At 36.8% G+C, this 21,384-nt stretch carries 16 protein-coding genes and 2 tRNA genes; 9 read left to right on the top strand and 9 right to left on the bottom strand.

Going from position 1 to position 21,384, the window contains the following annotated elements; translation table 11 throughout:
* The first annotated feature begins 139 nt into the window (after positions 1-139).
* The 8 genes from ACFSR3_RS12815 (at position 140) to ACFSR3_RS12780 (ending at position 13,226) form a co-directional block, all read left to right on the top strand.
* Entirely contained in the window at positions 140-2,974 is a 2,835-nt protein-coding gene (locus tag ACFSR3_RS12815; protein WP_379821452.1) for a SusC/RagA family TonB-linked outer membrane protein, read from the top strand.
* Positions 2,975-2,984: 10 nt separating this feature from the next.
* Positions 2,985-4,466 carry a RagB/SusD family nutrient uptake outer membrane protein gene (locus ACFSR3_RS12810; RefSeq protein ID WP_379821449.1) on the top strand — a complete coding sequence of 494 codons (1,482 nt, stop codon included), beginning with the start codon at positions 2,985-2,987 and terminating at the stop codon, positions 4,464-4,466.
* Between the two features lie 29 nt (positions 4,467-4,495).
* Positions 4,496-5,407 carry a LamG domain-containing protein gene (locus tag ACFSR3_RS12805; RefSeq protein ID WP_379821448.1) on the top strand — a complete coding sequence of 304 codons (912 nt, stop codon included), beginning with the start codon at positions 4,496-4,498 and terminating at the stop codon, positions 5,405-5,407.
* Between the two features lie 168 nt (positions 5,408-5,575).
* Entirely contained in the window at positions 5,576-6,919 is a 1,344-nt protein-coding gene (locus ACFSR3_RS12800) for a glucoamylase family protein (protein WP_379821599.1), read from the top strand.
* 33 nt (positions 6,920-6,952) lie between these two features.
* Positions 6,953-9,190 (top strand): beta-glucosidase BglX, encoded by a 2,238-nt coding sequence (gene bglX, locus ACFSR3_RS12795; protein ID WP_379821446.1) that lies wholly within the window; start codon positions 6,953-6,955, stop codon positions 9,188-9,190.
* Positions 9,191-9,459: 269 nt separating this feature from the next.
* Positions 9,460-11,217: a family 43 glycosylhydrolase gene (locus ACFSR3_RS12790; protein ID WP_379821444.1), complete on the top strand. Its 1,758-nt coding sequence runs from the start codon at positions 9,460-9,462 to the stop codon at positions 11,215-11,217.
* Between the two features lie 57 nt (positions 11,218-11,274).
* Positions 11,275-12,711, top strand: coding sequence for an MFS transporter (locus ACFSR3_RS12785; RefSeq protein ID WP_379821441.1), 1,437 nt, complete (start codon positions 11,275-11,277; stop codon positions 12,709-12,711).
* Positions 12,712-12,824: 113 nt separating this feature from the next.
* Positions 12,825-13,226: a hypothetical protein gene (locus tag ACFSR3_RS12780; protein ID WP_379821440.1), complete on the top strand. Its 402-nt coding sequence runs from the start codon at positions 12,825-12,827 to the stop codon at positions 13,224-13,226.
* Positions 13,227-13,312: 86 nt separating this feature from the next.
* Here the strand turns inward: ACFSR3_RS12780 and creD are convergent, their stop codons facing one another.
* The 5 genes from creD to ACFSR3_RS12755 all read right to left on the bottom strand — a co-directional run bounded on the left by creD (position 13,313) and on the right by ACFSR3_RS12755 (position 17,326).
* Complete coding sequence (gene creD / locus ACFSR3_RS12775) at positions 13,313-14,680, bottom strand: cell envelope integrity protein CreD (RefSeq protein WP_379821439.1); 1,368 nt, start codon at positions 14,678-14,680, stop codon at positions 13,313-13,315.
* Between the two features lie 386 nt (positions 14,681-15,066).
* Positions 15,067-15,396 carry a hypothetical protein gene (locus ACFSR3_RS12770; protein WP_379821437.1) on the bottom strand — a complete coding sequence of 110 codons (330 nt, stop codon included), beginning with the start codon at positions 15,394-15,396 and terminating at the stop codon, positions 15,067-15,069.
* Between the two features lie 2 nt (positions 15,397-15,398).
* Positions 15,399-15,824 carry a hypothetical protein gene (locus ACFSR3_RS12765; protein WP_379821436.1) on the bottom strand — a complete coding sequence of 142 codons (426 nt, stop codon included), beginning with the start codon at positions 15,822-15,824 and terminating at the stop codon, positions 15,399-15,401.
* A 36-nt stretch (positions 15,825-15,860) separates the two neighbouring features.
* Positions 15,861-16,526 carry a DUF1361 domain-containing protein gene (locus ACFSR3_RS12760; RefSeq protein WP_379821435.1) on the bottom strand — a complete coding sequence of 222 codons (666 nt, stop codon included), beginning with the start codon at positions 16,524-16,526 and terminating at the stop codon, positions 15,861-15,863.
* Positions 16,527-16,864: 338 nt separating this feature from the next.
* A complete protein-coding gene (locus ACFSR3_RS12755; protein ID WP_379821433.1) occupies positions 16,865-17,326 on the bottom strand; it encodes a hypothetical protein in 462 nt (153 codons plus the stop codon).
* 169 nt (positions 17,327-17,495) lie between these two features.
* Between ACFSR3_RS12755 and ACFSR3_RS12750 the strand changes: the two genes are divergently transcribed.
* Complete coding sequence (locus ACFSR3_RS12750; RefSeq protein ID WP_114756734.1) at positions 17,496-18,116, top strand: L-threonylcarbamoyladenylate synthase; 621 nt, start codon at positions 17,496-17,498, stop codon at positions 18,114-18,116.
* Between the two features lie 125 nt (positions 18,117-18,241).
* Here the strand turns inward: ACFSR3_RS12750 and ACFSR3_RS12745 are convergent.
* From ACFSR3_RS12745 to ACFSR3_RS12730, 4 genes are all read right to left on the bottom strand, one after another.
* Positions 18,242-18,326: transfer RNA gene (locus ACFSR3_RS12745), tRNA-Ser, on the bottom strand.
* Between the two features lie 226 nt (positions 18,327-18,552).
* Positions 18,553-18,637 (bottom strand) — tRNA-Ser (locus tag ACFSR3_RS12740).
* A gap of 149 nt (positions 18,638-18,786) precedes the next feature.
* Positions 18,787-19,923, bottom strand: coding sequence for a 3,4-dihydroxy-2-butanone-4-phosphate synthase (gene ribB / locus ACFSR3_RS12735; RefSeq protein ID WP_379821432.1), 1,137 nt, complete (start codon positions 19,921-19,923; stop codon positions 18,787-18,789).
* Complete coding sequence (locus tag ACFSR3_RS12730) at positions 19,923-21,383, bottom strand: LptF/LptG family permease (protein ID WP_379821430.1); 1,461 nt, start codon at positions 21,381-21,383, stop codon at positions 19,923-19,925. Before ACFSR3_RS12730 ends, ribB begins: the two co-directional genes overlap by 1 nt.
* Between the last annotated feature and the right edge of the window lies 1 nt (position 21,384).

Genomic DNA, 21,384 nt, shown 5'->3' with positions numbered 1-21,384 from the left:
GGTTGTTTTAAGGTATTGTTTTTCAGTTTTTTATGTTGTTTTTTTTGTTTTTTGATGTGTTAATGAGTACTGAATAATTGATGTACTAAAACGTTTTAGTTCTTAATTTTGGGTTAATCATAATTTTTATAACTAACCCATGAAGAAAACTTTACTCCATATTAGTTTCTCTTTACTAACGGTACCATTGTTTGCACAGGTGCCACCTACTGCCCAACAACCCAATGATTCTATATTTAATGACTCCATCTTTTTTAAAAATCAGATGCAGGAAGTTGTTGTTATAGGTTATGGAACAAAAAAAGCAGGTGCTGTTACCGGATCGGTTTCACAAATTAAAGCTGCCGACATTGTAAGGACTCCTGCACAGTCAGCCATGCAGGCAATCCAGGGAAAGGCTGCAGGTGTAAGTATAACAACTAATGATGAACCGGGAGCCAATCCAACGGTACGTATAAGGGGACTTGGAACCATTACAGGAGCAAGAGATCCACTTTATGTAATTGATGGAATTGAAACGTCAGGCCTTAATGGGCTTAACCCGACAGATATTGCCAGTATTGATATCTTAAAAGATGCATCATCTTTGGCTATTTATGGGCAAAAAGGATCTAATGGTGTAGTGATCATTACTACTAAAAAAGGGAAAAAGGGCGAAATGAAAATTTCCTATGATGCTTATTACGGACAGAAATATATTCAGAGAAAAGTTGATATGGCTGATTCTTATAAGTATGCGTACTATAATAATTATGCGTTGGGCTCTTCTTCTTACTTTAATTTTAACCAGCCTTATAATACCAATTGGTTAGATGAGATTACAGGCACTGGTGAAGTAATAAATAATGCCATATCAGTTTCCGGAGCGGGCGAGAATTCTTCTTATTACTTTAGTGCATCTAATTACAAAGAAAAAGGTATACTTAACGGAACTAAATTTGAAAGGACAAACGTGCTTTTAAAGAATGAGTTCAGGATGATGGATGATAAACTTAAAATATCTCCGTTTGTAAACTTATCTATTGCCAAAAATTCACCTAAACCGCTAAGTGCATTTACCAATGCTTATAAACAAGCTCCAATAGTTCCTGTCAGGTTTGCCAACGGAAGATGGGGACAACCACTAAGAGATCCGTCCACGGGACTTGTTGCGATTGACGGTTCTGACAGGTTTAATACTGTTGCTAATCCTGTTGCACAGCTGGCAAATGTAGATGAAAAGAACAGAAATGTTGTTTTGATTGGTTCCGTAAATGCTGAACTTAAATTATTAAAGGATTTAAAAGTCACATCAAACTTTGGTGCAACGTCAGAATGGGCACAAGGGTACACTTATACACCTACACGGGATGTATGGCTCACTCAAAACCCTTCAAAAGATATTGATGATTATATAGCATTGTTTCCTAATAATCCGGTAATAAATACTTTACAGCAACGCAGGTCTAGTTTTTACCGTTGGAACTGGGATAATTACTTTACTTATGATAAAGCATTTGGTAATCATAACATAAATGCGGTATTGGGTATGTCGAGAACTACAACCAATATTTCAGAATCATTGAATGCAACAAGACAGGATGTGCCATTACAATCTAACTACTGGACACTTAATTTCTCAAGCTATAATGGTAATGGGACCGATCCAATTCTTCCCGGTAATGTAGTTCAGAATTCGGCAACCACTCCGGTAGTTTCACTAGCATATTTTGCACGTGTAGAATATGATTACAATAAAAAATACCTTGTTTCTGCCTCTATAAGAAGAGAGGGTATCAGTACTTTCCAGGAAGACAAACGTTGGGATTATTTTCCGTCTGTTTCAGCAGGATGGATAATTAGCCAGGAAGATTTCATGAGTAATAATAAGTTTTTTAACAACTTAAAACTTAGAGGTGGGTATGGACAGGTAGGTAATGGTTATGGAAGCAGACCTCTTAATTTGCTGCTATTCCAGCCCGGAGCGCAATATCCTTTGGGAGCAAGTTCTGCACCAAATCCGGGTTCAATTGTTCCGGGTCAGGTAGATCCAAACCTTACATGGGAAGTAATGTCGGAAATTGATTTCGGACTTGACTTTTCAATATTAGACAGTAGACTTAGCGGAGTAATTGATTTATACAGCCGCAGATCAGACGATCTTATCCTTCCTATTGCTGTGCCTGAAGTAATATCTCCGGACGATGTTTATCTTAACTCTGGTGTAGTTACAAATAAAGGAGCTGAGCTTTCACTGAGATGGCAGGATAATATTGGAGATGGGTTTAATTACTGGGTAGGAGGAAACTTCTCTTACAATAAAAATGAACTGAAAGAGGTAAACAATATTTTCTTCGGAGATTATGTAGGTGGTAATCTAGGAAATGGTGTAGATACCAAGCAGGTACTTGTAGGACAACCATTAGGTACTTTTTATGTATACGATGTTACTGGCTATACTTCAGACGGTAATTTACAGCTAAGTACTAATAAAGTAGCCGCAGGATCATACCTTCCAAAATATACTTATGGGATTAATCTGGGCTTTAATTACGAGAATATTGATTTTTCTGTTGATGCATATGGAGTTGGCGGAAACAAACTTTATAATGGTAAGAAAGCGCAAAGACAGCAAAATGAAAATATTGAGAATGAGCTTCTTGATAGCTTCTGGACACCATCGACACCTAATGCTGCCAATCCAAAACCATTTAATGATAGGCCCCTTGCATCGACTTACTATGTTGAAAAAGGTGACTACTTAAGGATAAACAATATCACATTAGGATATACACTACCTCAGGTATTTAAAGGAATAAACAAGATGCGTTTTTATGTAACCGCAACTAATCCTTTCCTTTTTACAAAATTTAGCGGATTCTCTCCTGAAATTTCCGGTAGTGATAATGGAAACCCACTTGGTACTGCAGGTATAGAGCTTGATGCTTACCCTACAAACAAAACATTTTTATTCGGGCTAAACGTAAGTTTATAAAATGATCAACATGAAATTAAATATACTAAATATAAAAATGACTCCTGCCGGTAGGGCTATAGCGATAGGGATAGTGATGTCTTCACTGGTTTTTATCTCATGTGAAGACGATTTGAATGTTGATCCCAGGGATTCTATGAGTGAAGAAGACTTTTTAAAAGATCCTAAAAACGCAGTTCAGTTAATTAATGGGGTATACAGTAAACTTCTGGACTATGATATGAATTCATTTTCATGGATTGGTATAACCAGTATTACTTCAGATGATGCAGATAAAGGTTCTACTCCGGGTGATTCCGGTACAGATAAAAAGAAGCTTGATGACCTGACATTTGATGCTACTGATGTTTCATTCAATGATGTATGGAGAAGTAGGTATGCCGGGATTTACAGAGCTAACAATGCTATTTTCTATTTAGAAAAAGTAAATCTTGAAGCGTCTTTAAAAAACAGGCTGGTAGGTGAAGCTAAGTTTTTAAGAGCTATGTGGTACTTTGATCTTGTAAGATGTTTTGGAGGGGTTCCTGTTGTTTTAGGGAATATAGATCTTAATGATACAAGCACAATAAATGAAGAGGTATTCACCAAAAAAACTAAAGAAGAAGTCTATGCCCAGATTGAAATAGATCTTAAAGATGCTATAGAGAAGCTTCCTTTAAAATCGCAATATGCACCTACTGATTTAGGGAGGGCAAGTAAAGGGGCGGCACAAGCCCTTTTGGCAAAAGCTTACTTATACCAGCAACGCTGGCAGGATGCTTTTGATATGTCGGGAGAAGTTATATCATCCGGTCAATATAGTCTGCTTGCCGACTATGCGCAGGTTTGGAGAGAAGCAGGTGAAAATGGTTCAGAATCTATATTTGAAGTTCAGGCAACTGCCGCACTTGGTATAAATGGTTATACTGATGTACAGGGACCAAGGGGTACTCCTGACTTAGGCTGGGGCTTCAATACACCTTCTGATAATCTTGTAAACGCATATGAATCAGGAGATGTTAGAAAAGATGCTACTATAATGTTTGTACCATCTGTTCTTTGGGATGGTTTTGTAGCACCAACATCTTGGACAAATTCAAGATATAATTATAAAGCGTACCAAAGCAGTATTGCCGAGACCTGGATTAATAAAGGTATGACAGGTAAAAACCTGCGAATACTTAAGTATAGCGATATACTGCTTATCAGGGCAGAGGCAGCTTTTAACATAGGTAATACAGGTGAAGCAACTGATAGGATCAATGAGATAAGAGACAGGGCAGGGCTTGATGATTTAGGTACGGTAACACTGGCACAAATCTATAAAGAACGCCGACTAGAGATGGCAATGGAACACGACAGATGGTTTGACATTGTAAGAACCGGACAGGGAGTGAGTGCTATGTCGGCAGTAGGTAAAACTTTTGTGGTAGGAAAGCATGAGGTGTTTCCAATACCACAGCCTCAGATTACAGTTAGCGGAGGAAAATTAATTCAAAACAACGGATACTAATACTAACACTTAATTTAAATTTATTTATTATGAAGACAATCAAAATTTTAGCGTTTTCACTGATGGCTACATCAGGTATGTTACTTACTTCTTGTGGTGACGATGATAGCGGAACTAAGCTGCCACCTATTGGAGGTTATAATAGTGCTGATGAAATAGGAGCAGCAGACCTTATTGCTTATTGGCCACTTAATGGAGACGGTAAAGAAAACGTTTCTGGTACTATGCCAAGCTCAAGCCCTAATGTTACTTATTCAGCAGGTATTAAAGGCGATGGAGCTACATTAGCACAAGGCTTTCTTAAATATCCATCAATTGCATCTCTAAGCAATTCGCTTACAAGCTTTTCAATAAGTACATGGGCAAAAGTATCAAACAACGGAGCTTCAGGTTCAGTATTCCTTTCATTAACACGCCCCGGAGAATGGGCAGGGAATGTAAACTTCCTTTCTGAGACAGGTTGGGCTCAGGCAACGTCTGACTCTCTAACTGTAAAAGGACAAATTGTTTCTAATAATGCCCTTGGATGGCAGGATTCAAGAAACACTATTAAACTTGATCAAAATCAAATGGATGAGAATGCGAATAACGGACCTAATGATACCGACCACGTAGCCTATGCAAATAAAGTTGGTGGACAATGGTTCCACGCAGTACTTACATGGGATGGCACTACCAGAATGTTTAAGGTATATGTAAATGGGGTAAAAATATCTAATCCTAAATGGGAAGATCGTGGTGCAGCAGATTCTCCGGCATTAGCATTTACTACGCCTACTTTCCCGGTAATTGGAGCTTTTGGTACTACAGCTAATGGTACGGCTACAGAATCTTGGGATAAAGCAATGACAGGACAACTTGATGAAATGAGAGTTTGGAAGAAAGCACTTTCACAAGCTGAAATTGGATCGCTTTATGAGCTTGAAAAAGCTGGCAGATAATTCAAATTTTTAAATTAATTACCGGTAGTATACCTACCGGTAATTATATCCTATTTTTTTACTGAGCAATATTGCCCCCAATTATATTGCTAATCCCAAAAAATATCATCAATCTAAAAAACAACTGTTGTGAAAATAGTACACCTTTTTATTATCCTGACTTTTTGTATGTCGTGTTCATCGTGTGACTCCAAGAGTGATGATAATGATACTACCACACCACCTGTGGCAGAAACCCTTACTGATGAGCAAATCCTTGATTTAGCTCAAAAAGATGCACTCAAATATTTTTGGGACTATGCAGAGACCAACTCTAAACTGGCACGTGAACGTTATCATGTTGATGATACTTCACTAGATAAAAACCTTGTGACTACCGGAGGTTCCGGTTTTGGTATCATGACCATACTGGTAGGTATAGAAAGAGGATTTGTTCCTCGTGGTGAAGCTGTAGCCCGATTACAGACTTCATTAAATTTTCTGGAAAATGCAGATAGATTTCACGGCGCATGGCCGCATTGGATAAATGGTACAAACGGACATGTTGTACCTTTTGGAAACGATGATAATGGAGGAGATCTTGTAGAAACCTCATTTTTATGCGAAGCACTGATATGTGTTCGCGAATATTTTAAAAATGGCTCTGCCGAAGAACAGGCTCTGGCTCAACAGGCCGATGAACTTTGGAAAGGTGTTGAGTGGGACTGGTATACTAAAGGCGGCGAAAATGTTCTTTATTGGCATTGGTCACCAAATTATGAATGGGTTAAGAATTTTAAGCTTGAGGGTTATAATGAATGCCTTATCACCTATATAATGGCAGCGGCATCGCCTACACATCCTATTACAGCGGCACCTTATCATGAAGGCTGGGCAAGGAGTGGCGGGATTAAGCACTCAGGTTCACGATATAATATTCCTGTTATATTCAATTATAACGGAGCAACAGGTAATGTAGGGCCAATGTTTTGGTCACATTACTCTTATCTAGGACTCGATCCGAGAGGATTGTCTGATACTTATGCTAATTACATGGATCTGGTTCAGAACCACACAAAAATAATGTATGCCTATTGTGTTGCTAATCCATGGCAATGGACGGGTTATAGTGATAGCTGTTGGGGACTTACAGCCAGTTATTCGAGAAATTCTAACGGTACAACAGGTTATAATGCGCATTCTCCGGTTAATGATAAAGGGGTTATTTCTCCTACCGCAGCATTATCATCATTTCCTTATGCGCCTGAAGAGTGTATGAAAGCACTTCGATTCTTTTATGAGAATAAGGACTGGAAAGACAAACTTATAGGAGTTGCAGGACCGTATGATGCTTTCTCTCCACATTATGACTGGGTAACAAAACGCTATCTGGCAATAGATCAGGGTACCATTGCACCTATGATTGAAAACTACAGAACCGGAATGCTATGGAATCTGTTCATGCAGGCTCCTGAAGTAAAACAGGGATTACTGACATTAGGCTTTCAATCGACACAGCATCCGCTGAATTAATTTCAAAAAACAAGACTATTCAAAATTCACACAATGAAATTTACAAATACCATTTTCCTTTTATTGGCCTGTTCGGCATCAATATATGCCCAAAAGACCAAACCGGCTAAGATTAAACCCCGCAATGAGTTTGTTTCTGAACTCATGGCAAAAATGACCATTGACGAAAAAATAGCGCAATTGGTTCAGTTTACTGCCGATGGTACCGTAACAGGGCCTAAAGGCGGGGATAATTTTATAGACGAGATAAAAAAAGGAAATGTAGGTTCGATACTGAATGCTACGGGGGTAGAATATACCCGTAAGCTCCAAAAATTAAACTTAGACAATTCTAGGCTAAAGATACCTTTACTGTTTGGTTATGATGTTATCCATGGCTACAGAACCATTTTCCCAATTACGTTAGGTGAAACCGCAAGTTGGGATCTTGATATTGCAAAACGTTCATCGGAAGTTGCTGCTGCTGAAGCTGCTGCTTCGGGAGTACACTGGACTTTTGCACCGATGGTTGATATTGCACGCGATCCTCGTTGGGGACGTGTTTCTGAAGGTGCAGGGGAGGATACTTACCTGGGATCTAAAATGGCTTTTGCAAGAGTAAAAGGTTTTCAGGGTGAAGACCTGATGGCTACTAATACAATACTTGCCTGTACTAAACACTTTGCCGCTTATGGTGCTGCTGAAGCCGGACGTGACTATAATACTGTTGACATGAGTGAGAGGGTATTACGCGAAACGTATCTGCCTCCATTTAAAGCAACAGTTGATGCAGGAGTTGCAACATTTATGACTTCTTTCAATGAGATTGCAGGGGTTCCTGCAACGGGAAGTAAATTCCTTTTAAGGGACATTTTAAAAGGAGAATGGAAATTCAACGGATTTGTAGTAACGGATTATACTGCCATTAACGAACTTATCCCACACGGTTTTGCTAAGGATTCTGCGAATGCAGGAGAATTAAGCCTAAAAGCGGGAGTTGATATGGATATGGTAGGCGGGATTTACCTTAAAAACCTAAAGAAACTTTTGAATCAGGGTAAAGTAACTCAGGCGCAAATTGATGATGCCTGTAGAAGAATACTGGAAGCTAAATATGATTTAGGACTTTTCCATGATCCGTATTTATACAATGATGAGAAACGTGAAAAATCGACCATTTATAAAAAAGAATTCCTTGACGCTGCGTTATATGCGGCAAATAAATCGATGGTTTTGTTAAAGAACAATGGAACACTGCCATTGCGTAAAGAACAGAAGATCGCTTTTGTTGGCCCATTAGTGGGTGATGACTGGAATATTATAGGATCGTGGGCAGCAACCGGCGACAGGACAGGATATGCTACCAGTATTCAGGAAGCCGTAAACAAAATGATTACCGAAAAGGGTAAGGTAACTTTTGATAAAGGTGTTGAAATTGTTGATGCCCGTAAGGACATGATGCAAAAGGCGCTTGACAATGCCCGAAATTCCGATGTTATCGTGGCAGTTATGGGTGAGTTTGAGAATATGACAGGTGAAGCTGCATCACGTACTAATATTGATCTGCCGGGGATTCAGAAAGAGTTTTTAGCTGAACTTAAAAAATTGGGTAAACCAATTGTTCTGGTATTAATGAACGGAAGACCTTTAACGCTATCATGGGAAAACGACAATATGGATGCTATACTTGAAGTATGGTATCCGGGAACTATGGGTGGGGAGGCTGTTGCGCAAACCCTGTATGGAATCAATAATCCATCAGGTAAGTTGCCGATGACATTTCCAAGAAGTGTAGGGCAGGTGCCAATTTACTATAACCACAAGAATACAGGAAGGCCGTATTTAGGAGCAAAAGATCCTGAGCAAAAATACAAGTCGAGGTATATTGATTCAGATAACAGTCCACTTTATCCTTTCGGTTATGGATTGAGCTACACCAAGTTTGAATATTCTAATTTAAAGCTTTCATCGAATACTCTTAATGCAAATGGAAAACTGAAAATATCGGTTGATGTAGCCAATACAGGAAATTATGATGGAGAGGAAGTAGTACAGTTTTACGTTAAAGATGTTGTAGGTTCAGTAACCCGTCCTGTAAAAGAACTAAAAGGCTTTAAAAAGCTTTTACTCAAAAAAGGAACGAAACAAACAGTAGAATTTGAAATCTCATCGGATGATTTGAGGTTTTATAACATAGATATGAAATTTGTAGCAGAGCCCGGAGACTTTGAGGTGTTTGTAGGAGGTAGTTCTGCCACAGGATTAAACGATAAGTTTGTGTTAGTTATGTGAGTTTAAATTTTGTTGATCTTCACTTTCAAGGCCATCTCTCACATGATGGCCTTTTTAATTTTTAAATTATCCTCACCTCAAACGATAGAATTCCTTAAAAAAATAAAGACAAGTTTAAAATTCGATAAGTTTTTTAGCAGATTGATTTATTATAAAACGTTAACTAATGGTTATATTTAGAAAATTTTTGACAATGAAAATTTCTATTGGCCATTTACTTAAAATCAAATCTGACTTTATGCCTGTCGGGCTAAAATCATTTTAATACGATGAAAAAGTATATCACAGCAATAGCAATTTTAGCGTTATCTTTTGGCTATAGCCAGCAAAAAACCTACTGTAACCCTATAAACATAGATTATGGTTACTGCCCAATACCGGATTTTGTAAAACAGGGTAAACATCGTGCAACTGCCGATCCTGTAATTACTTATTTTCAGGATAAATATTATCTGTTCTCAACAAACCAATGGGGCTACTGGCATAGTGATAATATGCTGGACTGGACATTCATTCCACGCAAATTCCTTAGACCTGAACATAAAGTGTATGATGAGCTTTGCGCACCGTCGGTTTCATTTGTAAACGATACTTTGCTGGTTGTGGGTTCTACACATACCAAAGAATTTCCTATCTGGATGAGTACGAATCCAAAAGTAGATGACTGGAAAGAATTGGTGCATAAATTTGAAGCCGGCGCCTGGGATCCCTATATATTCTGGGACAAAGAAAAAGATGAAGTATACCTGTACTACGGCTCGAGTAACCTGTATCCGCTATATGGCGTTAAACTGAATCGCAAAACCTTTCAGCCTGAAGGCGATGTTATTCCGGTATTAGCACTTAATGATGATGAGCATGGCTGGGAACGCTTTGGCGAACATAACGATAATACCTTTTTGCAACCGTTCACCGAAGGTGCTTTTATGACAAAACATAATGGTAAATACTATTTGCAATATGGTGCTCCCGGAACGGAATTCAGTGGTTATGCGGATGGTGTTTACGTAGGTAATAATCCTCTTGGTCCTTTTGAGTATCAGTCTTTCAATCCGTTTTCCTATAAACCGGGTGGTTTTGCAAGAGGGGCAGGGCATGGTGCAACCTATCAGGATAACAATAATGATTACTGGCATGTTTCTACGGTAGTGATATCTACCAAAAATAATTTTGAAAGACGCTTAGGTATCTGGCCTTCGAGATTTGATGCGGATGGAGAGCTTTATTCTAATACTGCATATGGAGATTACCCAACCTTCCTGCCATCACAAAATAAAAGCCACTCAGGCTTGTCTTCTTTCTCGGGATGGATGCTGTTGAATTACAACAAACCACTACAGGTATCATCTACACTAGGGGGGTATCAGGCTAATTATATCAATGATGAGGATATAAAAACATATTGGTCTGCTAAGACAGCCAACAAGGGAGAATATGTTATCTCTGACCTGGGTGAAACCTCTACTATTAATGCCATCCAGATAAATTATGCCGATCAGGACACGGAACTAATGGGGAAACCTTCATCAACAACAGGACATAAATACATTATTTATTCATCAATGGATGGTAAGAAATGGACTGAGCTTGTTGATAAAAGTAAAAATACAAAAGACGTTCCGCATGATTATATCGAACTTCAAAAACCTGTTACAGCACGTTTTATAAAACTAGAGAATCATGGAATGCCTACCGGGAAGTTTGCTTTAAGCGGACTAAGGGTATTCGGTAAGGGATCTGGACAAATGCCCGGGATGGTTCAGAATTTTGTTCCGTTGCGTTCGGCACCAAGAATAAAAGGAGAACGCCGAAATGTATGGTTTAAATGGCAGCAGGAGCCCAATGCAGATGGTTATGTTATCTATTTTGGTAAATCTCCTGAAAAATTATATGGCTCAATTATGGTATATGGCAAAAATGAGTATTATTTTAGCGGGCTGGATAGAAGCGATGCTTATTATTTCAGGATAGAGGCTTTTAATAATAATGGCATTGGTCCATCAACAGAAATAAAAAAATCAGAATAAAAACGTAAACATCTATAACCCAAATAAACATTCACATTAACATTTTAAACATCACTTATGAGTTCTGAAAATTCACAAACCAAATGGGGCCAGTTTATTCCTCTGGTAACCGTTTTCTTCTTTTGGGGTTTCGTTGCGGCGAGTAACGATATCCTGATTCCGGTATTTAAGAAAGCCTTTAATCTTGGGCAAACAGAAAGTATGCTTGTGGCTATTGCATTTTATGTAGCCTATACTGTAGGTTCACTTATTTACATCGCTATATCTGCTATTACTAAAAAAGATATTGTAGAACGTCTTGGTTATAAAAACTCTCTGGCACTGGGACTTCTTATTTCAGCAGCAGGAACACTATTATTTTATCCGGCAGCAAATATGGGGTCATTCCCATTAATGCTTTCAGGTCTGTTTATTGTTGCACTTGGTTTTTCGTTACAGCAAACAGTTGCCAATCCATTGGCGATTGCTTTAGGGCCTATTACTACAGGTTCGCAGCGATTAACTCTTGCCGGAGGTATTAATAATCTTGGTACTACGATCGGTCCGCTTATTGTGAGTTTTGCAATTTTTGGAGCCGTATCTGAAGCTAATGCAGACGTAAGTGTAGAAAGTGTAAAAGTACCTTATCTTTGTCTTGGTGCTGCTTTTGTACTGGTTGCCATACTTCTTAAATTTTCTTCTTTACCAAATCACCCGCCTTTAGAAGAAGGTGTGAAAGAAGAAACTGTTGAAACAAAAAAATCGGTACTTAACTATCCACAGCTTTTAATGGGTATGCTGGCTATATTCCTTTATGTTGGAGTTGAAGTATCTACAGCAGCTAATTTACCTGCATATCTTGAAAAAGATCTTGGCTTCTTAACAAGCAGTGTTGCTCCATATATATCTTTATATTGGGCAAGTTTAATGATTGGCCGTTGGGGAGGTGCTGTTGAGGCATTTACTGATAATGTGTCATTACAGAAGGTATTTAAATTTATTGCTCCATATTTGGCTTTTGGCGTATTTTTGGGAGTGAATGCATTCATGGATCATGATCTTGCTCCTTTCTACGTTTATGGACTGATTCTATTGGTTCTTATAGCTGCAGACTTTACCAGTAAAGGTAATCCTGCCAGAATGTTATTGCTTTTTTCAGGACTTGGTATTGTAGCATTGCTTACTGGTATGGCTACTACAGGTATGGTATCTGTATATGCGTTTACAAGTGTTGGATTATTCTGTAGTACTTTGTGGCCTTGTATCTTTACCCTTGCGGTAAGTGGTCTTGGACATAAAACAACTCAGGGAAGTAACTTCCTTATTATGATGATCTGTGGTGGAGGTATCGTTAGTCTTATACAAGGTGCCGTTGCAGATGCTACTAATATTAAAATAAGTTATATCGTTGGTGTTATCTGTTTCGCTTATCTTGCTTTCTATGCATGGAAAGTAAAAGGTATCTTAAGAAGCCAGGGTATCGACTTTGATAAAAAGATTTCAGGGGGACATTAATAAACTGTCTTACTGATAGATATAATAGCGGCTGCAAATTGCAGCCGCTTTTTTTATAATAAGCTAACATTCATTAATACGAAAAGCCTTATCTTTGAGTAAAAGAAGCTAATATGAAGATTAAATTTTTATCAATAGCGTTTGTAGCAGCTGCTATTTTAACGGTATCGTGCAATAAAAAAGCAGAAGGAACTACAACAGCAGAACCGGCAGTTCAGGAAGTTGTAGATACAGTATCTGTACCTGCACCTGCAGCAGAACCCGTTACTGAACATATCGACAATGATATTATTGAAGTTACCGGGAAAGTAACAGAGATCAATCAGGGTAAAGATGGTTATACTGCAAAAATAACTACAGCTAAAGGAAGTAATTTTGCAGCGACAATAAGCATTCCTAATCTTGATGATCCTAAACAATACAGGACTGTTAAAGTAGGAGATAACATAACCGTTAAAGGTGTTGTTACTAATCTTGAGTCTGATGTGCTCATTCGTGTAAAAGAACTTAAATAGTTATAATTGTTATATATAAAGTGGGAAACCCTGACCGAATCCGGTCAGGGTTTCTTTTTTGAATGGATCAGGTTGATTGGTTAAGGTTATTTCCATTCAATTTTACGGGAGAAGTACATTACCGCACCCAATATGGCGAATAGCCCAATACTTCCAACTAGTAATGCATAATTTTCGAGTTGAATAATTACATAAATAAAACTGTACAGCGCACTTAATGATATAGCTATAAAGACCGGAAATTTTTTGTTTTTTAAAATGGAGATCGAATAAAGTGCAATCATAACTACTACAGATATTCCTGCAATAATGTAAGCAAGTCTGAAGGTACTGTGTTCAGTGATTGAAATAAGCAAAGTGTAGAACATAATAAGAGCCAAACCTATCATGGAATATTGAAATATGTGTATTGCTATTTTACTTACCGACTGGATAAGGAAAAATACAAGAAAGGTAAGTCCAATAACAAGGAAACCATATTTTGCGGCTCGTTCGTTCTGTTGGTACTGGTTTACGGGGATAAGGAATTTTACATCAAAAGTATTTGCCTGAAGGTTGGGCAGGGATCCAAAATGTTGCTGACCGAAACTTCTGTTTAAGTGTGATACCTTCCAGTTTGCGGAGAAACCTTTTTCGGTTATATTGCTGTTTTCCGGTAGAAAACTGCCATCAAAGCTGGGTGAAGGCCAGTTAGAAGTCATTGATGCATGTGTCATTTTACCTATAGGAACGATAGCAATTTTTTCACTTCCCTTGTAATTGATGTTCAGGTCAAATGAAGCCGGGCCTGTAGTGAAGGCTGTTGTTAGATTTACAGGTTGGGTTTCTAATGAAGAAAGAGTATCATTTTCTTTATCGCTTGGAGCCGGCTCAAATGAATATTTCTTTCCGCCTATATTTACAGTAACACCTCCGGTAATGCTTTTTATATTATTGGTTTTAATCAGTATAGTTGCTTTATCCCAATGTATGTTTTCCGGTAAAGCATTATCGCCAAAAGAAGGGTAGGTATAGTTGCCTTTAAATTTCATAGCGGAGTTGTATACCACAGATTCATAATTGCTTCTGTTCTTTTGAAGCGTGTTTACATTAACATCGGCATTCAGTTCGTTCGGCAAGAAATAAGCAAACTGATCTATTCTTGAACGCTGGATGGTTACCTGCTTGGTTTTTTCATCAATCAGTTTGTTTTCTGTATAAGTGCTATAGGGTACTTTTAGGATAGGACCGCAAAAGTAAACTTGTCCACCCCATTTGCTGTTAATCTCGTTTACAACTTCTTTTTGACGTTCTGAACGTTCAAAAATTAAGCTTTTAACGTATTGCAATGGAATAAGTAAAACAAGTGTAAGAAGCCCTACCATTAAAATTTTTGCAGTACTTGACTGAAAGAAATTTGTAGTTTGACCTGGCTGTTGAAGCGGTGATGAATGATGACTTTGATTTGTTTCCATGATTGATATTGGTTTTATTATTAGTTTTTAGTAAGGAGATTTAGAACTTAGGTATGATATTCCTAAGTACAGATAAGAAAATGCTATAGGAAGATTGAGCAATAGCATACCTGCTTTAAGTAGAATTGATTTTTGATAATAAGAATATATAAATGAGAATATTATTAATGATAGAAAGGCGATTGCATTTATAACAAAGGCTATTACTGTGTAGAATATTCCGACGTTTATTAAATAAGTATTATCATTAATTGCCCACAGCAGTAGAAACAAGAGACTACCAATTCCCAGCGTAATTTTAAATATCCAATTACTTAGAAGCAGTATAAGGTCAACCCTGTTTTCTATAATGTCTTCGTATGTTTCCATGATTGTTTATTTTGTGATTAATAATGATTTTTTAGTCCGAAAGGATCGTTAAGGACGATATATGCATACAGTATGGCTATAGGTATGTTTACGGATAATATTGCCGCGTGTTGTAAAACTCTGTTTTGCTGTTCCTTAAAAATGAACGAACAAATAATCAATGCTGCAAATACTGAGGCGTTAATAAAGGCAGCTGTTAGTATATATAAAATACCTATTGGATAAGAAAGCTCCTTTATGTCACTATCTCCAAATAAATTCAATAAAAATAAAAGTGTACCAAACGTAAAGGATATACCAAATAACCATACTGGCAGCCTTAATAACTGAGTTAATCTATACTCCATAATTATCGGATTAAAAAAGTGTCTTTAATTCTTTCTAGTGGTAAGTGGAGCATCCTGAAATGGTTCAGGTCATAAAAACGCAGGGCATTTTTTCCATCTTTGTATCTTTTATAGAAATACCTTATTTTAAAAGGGTAGAGCAGAGAACCTGTCAGAATTACAAAAAGATTCTTTAATGCCAGGTCGCCATTACCAAACAGATAGAAATGCATAGCAATCTCTTCTTTATCTGATACTTCTTCATTGATGAGAACCCTCAATATATCAATCATTTCGGGCTGTGGTTGAGCATCATGGCTGTGATTGAAAAGAAAATTACCCACATGAAAACCCAGAGTGTCTTTTGGATAACTGATTAGCTCATCCATTGTAACGGAAGCTTTTTTGTTATCGATTAGCGTGTCAATTAAATTCGTTATTGCTACCATATTGATTATTAATTTACTTTGAAATGCAAAGTGTTGTTATAAATTTTTTTTAGTTTTTGGTGTATGATATAAATTGAAGAGCAGGAACATAAGTATGCCAAATCCTAAAGTAATGCCCCATGCCGGCTTACAGGTTTCGACGTTAGTAAGGCTACATAATATATCTACGGTTAATGCGTACGGTTTTTGTAAAATGTTCCAGGTGTTGTATCTCAGAAAGCGACCAACATACATACCAAATCCGCAAAGTATTGAGACTATTGCCAACGCAATCCAGGCGATTCGCTCAGTTGTACGTTTTAATATCATTGTAAACATATCTTTCATGGATGCAAGTCCGAAAAGCATACCACATGTTGAAAATGATGCTATAAGCAGTATTTCGAACCATACAGGAACATTAGTCTCTTTTTTCAGATGAATGAAGTCTGTAATGATGTATGGCGCGTTAGGAAGTAAGACAAGCCATAAAAGTAGTGCAGGAGTGAACCAATACCATTTTTTCATTAAATAGCTTTGCTGTCGCATCAGAGATGTTATTGCCAGTGGAGTATAAGCAAGAAACAGATTCCAAATCAGAAAAAAGAAAAATATTGACTGTGTGATCTTTGCCCTCAGAAGTAAAAGTGCTATGCAGAAAGCTGCTAGGGCAAATAAAATATAATGCCTGCTGAATGTTTTGGTTAGGGTGGTTGTTTTCATATTTATTACTTAATAGTACTTTGATATACAAAGTAAATGTTGAAAAAAATAGCCTTACTGATTGTGAGACCATAATTTATAATTAAAAGTTGAGACCAGAAAGATATTGTAAAGAACTTTGTTTTGCAAAGTAATTAATAAAATTTCAAATGACAATAGAATTTTGAAAAAATAAAATTGTGTAATTTCATGCTTAATTCTAATACTTTATACATAAGAAATAGAGTAGAAGCATAACTAATATAAATGCTTATATAACTTATGCTTCTGCGGAATAGATTTAAAATAAAATATATGTATTCGGATAAGTACGCTTTAATACGATTGGTTTGAAAGATTTAATTGATTTTCTTAAATCTTTCTCCAAGTATAATTACATAACCCTGGTCATAGGCTACAGTAGCTTCAATGCGATCATAAGTTCCTGCGCTTTCTCCTCTCCATCCTGTTTCACCATTACTGCCATATAAAAGAATAAGCACCACCTGATAATTATTATTGACCTCACTTTTTACTTTTTGAATCACACCGTTTTCATCGGTCTGTACCCAGTATTCTACAGGATATGCTTTAACACCGTGCTTCTGAAATTGTCCCATACCGTCTTCGTTAATTTCTACTATAGGCTGTTTGGTTTTTTCATATTGGTAATAGCCTTTAATTTCTTCAGGTATTGCTTTTGTCCCATAGTAGGTTTTATTATTTATGGTGAATTTTTGTACGCTTTGAGCTGTTACGGATACCGAATTAATCACCACGATGAAGATACCTATAACATTTAGTAATTGTCTTGTTTTCATAATATTAAATGTTTTTATAAAGCTACCAAGTTCTAGCAATAAATAAAATCCCAATAAATAGGTATTTTTAAAATTATGATTGATAAACGTTTATGTTTGCTTTAACGTAACTATTCATACAGAATGACTAAATTTATTGTCTTAACCAAAACTACAAATTACTATTCCAATGGCTCAGTTTATAAAGATTTATCCAGAGAACCCTAATGAGAGAGAGATAGATCGCGTAGTAAAGATTTTACGTGACGGCGGTCTTATTATTTATCCTACTGATACCGTATATGGAATGGGTTGTGATATTACTAATTCTAAAGCTTTAGAGCGAATTGCCAGGATTAAAGGTGTTAAGCTAGATAAAGCAAATTTTTCTTTTGTTTGTAGCGACTTAAGTAATCTTTCAGATTATGTAAAGCAGATAAATACTTCGACTTTTAAAATACTTAAAAGATCATTGCCGGGACCTTATACATTTATTCTTCCCGGAAATAATAATCTCCCAAAGGAATTTAAAAAGAAAACAACCGTAGGTATTCGTGTCCCTGACAATAATATAGCATTAGAAATTGTACGTCAGTTAGGAAATCCCATCGTTTCAACATCTATTTATGACGAAGACGAGGTGTTAGAATATTTAACTGATCCTGAACTAATATTTGAAAAATGGCAAAATCTTGTTGATGCTGTTATTGATGGAGGATATGGAGACAATGTAGCTTCAACTATTATTGATTTATCAGGTGATGAGCCTATAGTAATTAGAGAAGGTAAAGGTGATCCTGATATTTTTTAGCAGATACTATTGAATACAGTTTATGAGTCACTGTCTTTCTTTATGTTGATATCTATACTTTGTTATAGTTAGCATAAATTAAAAACCCTTTAAATCTTTTTGATTTAAAGGGTTTTATTTTTAAGCGGAGGAAGAGGGATTCGAACCCCCGGACCTGTTACAGTCAACAGTTTTCAAGACTGCCGCAATCGACCACTCTGCCATTCCTCCAATATGTCTTGCAATTCGTTCCCTCATTGCGGTTGCAAATATAGTAAGGTTTTTCGGTTTTGCAAATGAATAAGCCTTTATTTTTTAATAAAAAATTACAGATCAAAAACTAAACTATTTAGTCAATAAATTATTTAAAATTTTAAATGTAGTTTCTTAATTATATGTAGTCAAAACAGGTAAAACAAAAAGCCCTTTAGATAAAAATCTAAAGGGCTTTTTTAAGCGGAGGAAGAGGGATTCGAACCCCCGGACCTGTTACAGTCAACAGTTTTCAAGACTGCCGCAATCGACCACTCTGCCATTCCTCCAATATGTGTTGCAATTTGTTCCCTCATTGCGGTTGCAAATATAGTAAGGTTTTTCGTTTTCCCAAAAACTATTTTGCTTTAAAACACATTTTATTTTTCATTATTTCCTAAACATTTCATTACCTAATATTTAAGAATGAAAGTTTTTTTTAAAATTCTGCGTATTCTGTTATTTCAAGGCCGTAACCAATCATTCCAACACGTTTTGTCTGTCCGGAATTGGTTAGTAAACGTATTTTAGAGATGTCAATATCATGTAAGATCTGAGCACCTATACCAAAGTCTCTGTCGTCCATTTTAGGCTGTGGTGCTTTATTTATGCCTTGTGACTGTAATTCTTTAAGTTCTTTTATGCGCCCCAGTAATTCAATAGGAGAGGTCTCCTGGTTAATAAACAGAATAGCTCCTTTACCTTCTTCATTAATACGTTTAAACATATTGTCAAGTTTGGTATCAGCATTATTGGTAAGTGTACCCAGAATATCATTATTTATCTGGGTTGAGTTTATTCTCGTCAATACCGGTTCGCCTATGTTCCAGCTGCCTTTTGTAAGAGCAATATGAACTTGCTTATTTGTAGTTTGTACATAAGCTCTCATACGGAAGGTTCCAAAGCGTGTTTCTACTTCAAAATCCTCTTTTTTCTGAATAAGACTGTCATGTTGCATTCTGTAGGCAACAAGATCTTCTATAGATACCAGTTTAAGATCAAATTTCTGAGCAACTTCATACAATTCCGGTAAGCGTGCCATTGTACCGTCTTCGTTCATAATCTCACAGATAACCCCAGCCGGTTTGAATCCGGCAAGTCTGGCAAAATCAATAGCCGCTTCTGTGTGTCCTGTTCTTCTTAAAACACCACCTTCTTTAGCAATAAGAGGGAATATGTGTCCCGGTCTTCCTAAATCATGTGGTTTTGTATCGGGATCAGTAAGTGCTTCAACTGTCTTGGATCTATCCTGAGCCGAAATTCCTGTAGTTACCCCTTTTCCTTTAAGGTCTATCGATACAGTAAATGCAGTTTCCATTGAATCGGTATTATTACTTACCATAGGATGAAGCCCAAGTTCTTTACAGCGTTTTTCAGTTAAGGGGGTACATATAAGTCCCTTTCCATGTGTTGCCATAAAGTTTATCATTTCCGGTGTTACTTTGTCAGCAGCAGCAAGAAAATCACCTTCATTCTCACGGTCTTCGTCATCAACAACTATAATGATTTTACCATTACGAATATCCTCAATGGCTTCTTCAATGGTATTAAGTTTAATTTTTATATCAGTCGACATTATTTGTGTTCTTTTGATTTTGATTTAAATAATTTTTCAAATGGAGTTGTTAACCAGTCAAAATTGATGCTTACTCCTTTATCATTAGTTGCTCTGTATGTTAAGAGTATTGCAAAAGGAGTTAGTACAAAAGATGACATCCACGATCCCAGGAAAGGAGGGATACCATTTTCGCTGGCTAATTTTCTTCCAAATGTATTTATGAAATGGAAAATAATAAATATTAGTACCGCAAATACTATAGGGAGTCCAAGTCCTCCTTTACGGATGATAGCGCCCAACGGAGCCCCAATAAAGAACATCAGCAGACATGAGAAAGCAATTACAAATTTTTCATAAAGAGCGAGCCAGTGTCCATTAATGTTTTTAGTTTTATCAAAAAGCTGCGCTTTTCCGGAAACCATAAAAAATTCAGAGCTATTGATGTTATTTTTTGCATTCTCAAGAACTCTTACTTTGTCTTTTTCATCTTTTACCAGATCAAGAAGATTTTTCGGCATACTGTTTTTGACAACAGAAGAATCTATTAAACCAATGTTTTTAGACGTAATATTTTCATTAAGCGTTACATTATATCTTTGGTTAATGTTGTCGGCAATGCTTTTTGATTCTTTGGTATAGTTTGTTTCAAGTGAATCGAGAGTATATCTCAATTCGTTGATATTTAACATCGTATTGGTGTTGGCAATTTTTTCATCGTCCATGTCATTAGAGTTAAGCATGGTAAGATCGATGTTCATCACCTGTTTAGAGAAGCTACTTTTAGCAAAAGGCTGTTTTTGGCGCTCAACTGGATTTTTAGAATTTACTTCTTCATAATAATAACCATCAAATAGCTCGAGCTGAAGTAAATTTGATTTGTCATTACTTTTTAAAAGTCCGGTTTTAGAGCGTATGATAGTAGCATAAGATGCTCCCGGATTTCTTTTGTGAATGGTAACGCCTGAGAGTTTTTCGCCATTTTCACCTGATTTTTTATCAACTTTAATATTGAAGTTCCCAATTGCGTTGAACTGGCCTTCGGCTATTGCCATAGCAGGTTTACGCTGAATGATATTTTTTCGGAGATTGATAAATTTATATTCTGCTTTAGGGATCACATTATTTGCAAAAAAGAAAGCAACAATGCTAAGTGCAAAAATAAATATAGTCAGGCTACGCATGGCTCTGTTCAGTGAAATGCCTGAAGATTTCATGGCAGCAAACTCATAATTCTCTGCGAAATTACCAAAGGTCATGATTGATGCCAACAGTATAGAAAGTGGTAATACCAAAGGAACAATTTTTGGAGCATAGAAAGCCAAAAACTTAATGATTAACCATATATCAAGATCTTTACCTGCCAGTTCAGCGATAAAAAGCCATATAGCCTGTAATACAAAAATGAAAAACAGGATAATAAATACCGACGCAAAGGTCTGAATGAACGAAGTAAGGATGTAACGGTCTAATATTTTCACC

The sequence above is a fragment of the Flavobacterium suzhouense genome (assembly GCF_042684765.1).
Classification (GTDB): Bacteria; Bacteroidota; Bacteroidia; order Flavobacteriales; family Flavobacteriaceae; genus Flavobacterium; species Flavobacterium suzhouense.
Note: the sequence above shows the minus strand (reverse complement) of the source record. Positions and strands in the feature narration are given on the sequence as shown.